At 71.9% G+C, this 2,560-nt stretch carries 3 protein-coding genes; all 3 read left to right on the top strand.

The annotated features are described in order from the left end of the window. The coding region (locus tag AB1609_20905) for a fumarate hydratase (protein ID MEW6048897.1) at window positions 1-943 on the top strand (943 nt) is incomplete at its 5' end. After that, entirely contained in the window at window positions 936-1,628 is a 693-nt protein-coding gene (locus tag AB1609_20900; GenBank protein ID MEW6048896.1) for a FumA C-terminus/TtdB family hydratase beta subunit, read from the top strand. The genes AB1609_20905 and AB1609_20900, both read left to right, overlap by 8 nt. Window positions 1,629-2,050: 422 nt before the next feature. Beyond that, the coding region (locus tag AB1609_20895) for an MFS transporter (GenBank protein MEW6048895.1) at window positions 2,051-2,560 on the top strand (510 nt) is incomplete at its 3' end.

The raw sequence follows: 2,560 nt of genomic DNA, 5'->3' as shown, positions 1-2,560 counted from the left end.
GCCACAAGAGCAGCAGCAGCAAACCGCCACCGCCGCCGCAACGGCCGCCCGGCCCCGCTCCATCCGGGCCGCCGGCCTCAAGCAGGCCGTCCTCGAACTCATCCGCCAGGCGGCCACCTGGATCCCCGAGGACGTGGAAGAAGCGCTGCGCCGGGCGCTGGCGCAAGAAGAACCGGGCAGCCTCGGCGCCCGGACGCTTTCGCTCATGCTGGACAACGTGGAACTCTCCCGCACCCGTTCGGTGCCGCTCTGCCAGGACACCGGGGCGCCCCTCTTCTGGGTCGAACTCCCCGAAGGGCAGTCGCTGCGGGCCGTGCGCCGCGCCATCGAGCAGGCCCTCGCAGAGGCCACGGCGCTGCAGTACCTGCGCCCCAACGCGGTGGATCCCGTCACCGGCCACAACAGCGGCAACAACCTGGGCCAGGGCGTCCCGGTCATCCACTTCGAGGAGTGGGACCGGCCGCAACTCGGCATCCACCTGGTGCTCAAGGGCGGCGGCTGCGAGAACGTGGGCGCCCAGTACTCGCTGCCCGATGCCCGCCTCAAGGCCGGCCGGGATCTGGAAGGCGTCAAGAGGGCGGTCCTGGACGCGGTCTGGCGAGCCCAGGGCAAGGGTTGCCCGCCGGGCATCCTCGGCGTCTGCATCGGGGGCGACCGCAGTTCCGGGTACGCCGAGTCGAAGCGCCAGCTCCTGCGCCGCCTCGACGACCGCAACCCCGACCCGGCGCTTGCGCGCCTGGAAGGCGAGATCGTCGCCGAAGCCAACGCCATGGGCATCGGCCCGCTGGGGCTCGGCGGGCGCTCCACGCTCTTGGCCGTCAAGATCGGCGCCGTCCACCGGCTGCCGGCCTCGTACTTCGTCACCATCTCGTACATGTGCTGGGAGCACCGGCGCCGCCATCTCGTCTGGTCCGTGGAAACGGGGGAAGGCACCATTGACTGAGCACGACGGCCGTCCGAGGCACGCTGCTCACGGCGGCGCGTCCGGCAACGCCGCCCCCGCCCGCACCACTTCGACGGTCAGGCTCGTCCCGCCCATCAGCGGGGAGCAGATCCTGGCCCTGCAGGCGGGCGACGTGGTCAGCATCAGCGGGGTCATCCTGACCGCCCGGGACGCGGCCCACAAGTTCATGGTGGAACACCTGATCGACCGCCCCCCGGCGCCCGAGGACCGGCCGCTTTACGACGAACTCCGCCGGGTGCTGGCCGGTGGCGTCATCTTCCACTGCGGCCCCATCGTGCGACGTGTCGGGGAACGCTGGGAGTTCGTCTCGGGCGGCCCCACCACCAGCATCCGGGCCGAAATCTACGAGCCCGAGGTGATCGGCCACTTCGGCGTGCGGGTCGTCATCGGCAAAGGCGGCATGGGCGACGGCACCCTGGCGGCCCTGCGGCAGTTCAAGGCCGTGTACGTGCACGGCATCGGCGGGGCGGGAGCGCTGACGGCCCGGGCCGTCAAAGAGGTGCTGGCGGTTTACAAAGAGGCCGAGTTCGGGCTGCCGGAGGCCTTCTGGAAGATCCGGGTCGAAGACCTGACCGGCATCGTCACCATGGATGCCCACGGCCAGAGCCTGCACCGGCAGATTGAAGACGAGTCCGCACAGGTGCTCGCGCACGGACACGAGTAGACGCCAGGGGCGGCCTGCCCCGTTCACACAGGCTGGCCCCGGCCATGTTCCCTGTGTGTGCGCGCGCCGGTGTTCGAACCCCGCCGAACTCAAGCGGGAGGCGCTGTGGCAGAAGGCCGAGCAGGTAGCCTCCCGCTGACGCGCTAATCTTCCTCCTGATGCGCCCGATGCCCCGGTGGGGGTCCGACTGACCGTCGGTCGGACCGACCGGCGGGCCTCTCAGGCAGGGCCCGTCACGTTGGCGGGACCGACCGACCGTCAGTCGGTCCGCCGGCCCGATCAGCCATCCGGGCGACAGGGCGCCACGCCAGCGGGGGTGAGCCCGGCATGGGCCGCGTAGGGGACACTCTTTGTTAGCCATGCCTTCCTCCAGTCCCTCGCTTGCCACGCCTACCCCGCCGTCCGAGGCGGCGCGCCGGTGGTTGCTGCTGGCCGTTGCCACGCTGCAGCAGGCGGGCCTGACCTTCGTCCGGTTCGGGCTTCCGGCCATCGCCCCGTTCATACGGTCGGATCTGGGGCTGTCGCTTGCGCAGACAGGCATCCTGCTCGGTGCGTTCGACCTGGGGGCGCTCCTTGCGTTTTACGCGACCGGCGTGGCCACCGACCGGTTCGGAGAGCGGCGGGTCATGGCGCTGGGGGCCACCTTCACGGGGCTCCTGGCGGCAGCTGCCGCAGCGGCGCCCGGCGTCCGGGAGCTGGTGGCCGTCCTGGCCGCGGCCGGCGCCGGGTTTCCGTCCAGCCAGGTGGCCGGCAGCCACGCCGTCATGGGGTGGTTCCGCGTACGAGAGCGGGGGGTCGCGATGGGGGTGCGCCAGGCCGGGCTCCCGCTCGGAGGGCTGGCGGGCGCCCTCGTCCTGCCCTGGATCGCCTCCACCGGCGGCTGGCGCCTTGCGATGGTGGTGGCGGGGGCGGGCTGTGCCCTCGGCGGGCTG

The organism is Bacillota bacterium, from assembly GCA_040754675.1.
Taxonomy (GTDB): Bacteria; Bacillota; Limnochordia; order Limnochordales; family Geochordaceae; genus Geochorda.
This window is presented reverse-complemented; position numbering and strand designations above follow the sequence as displayed.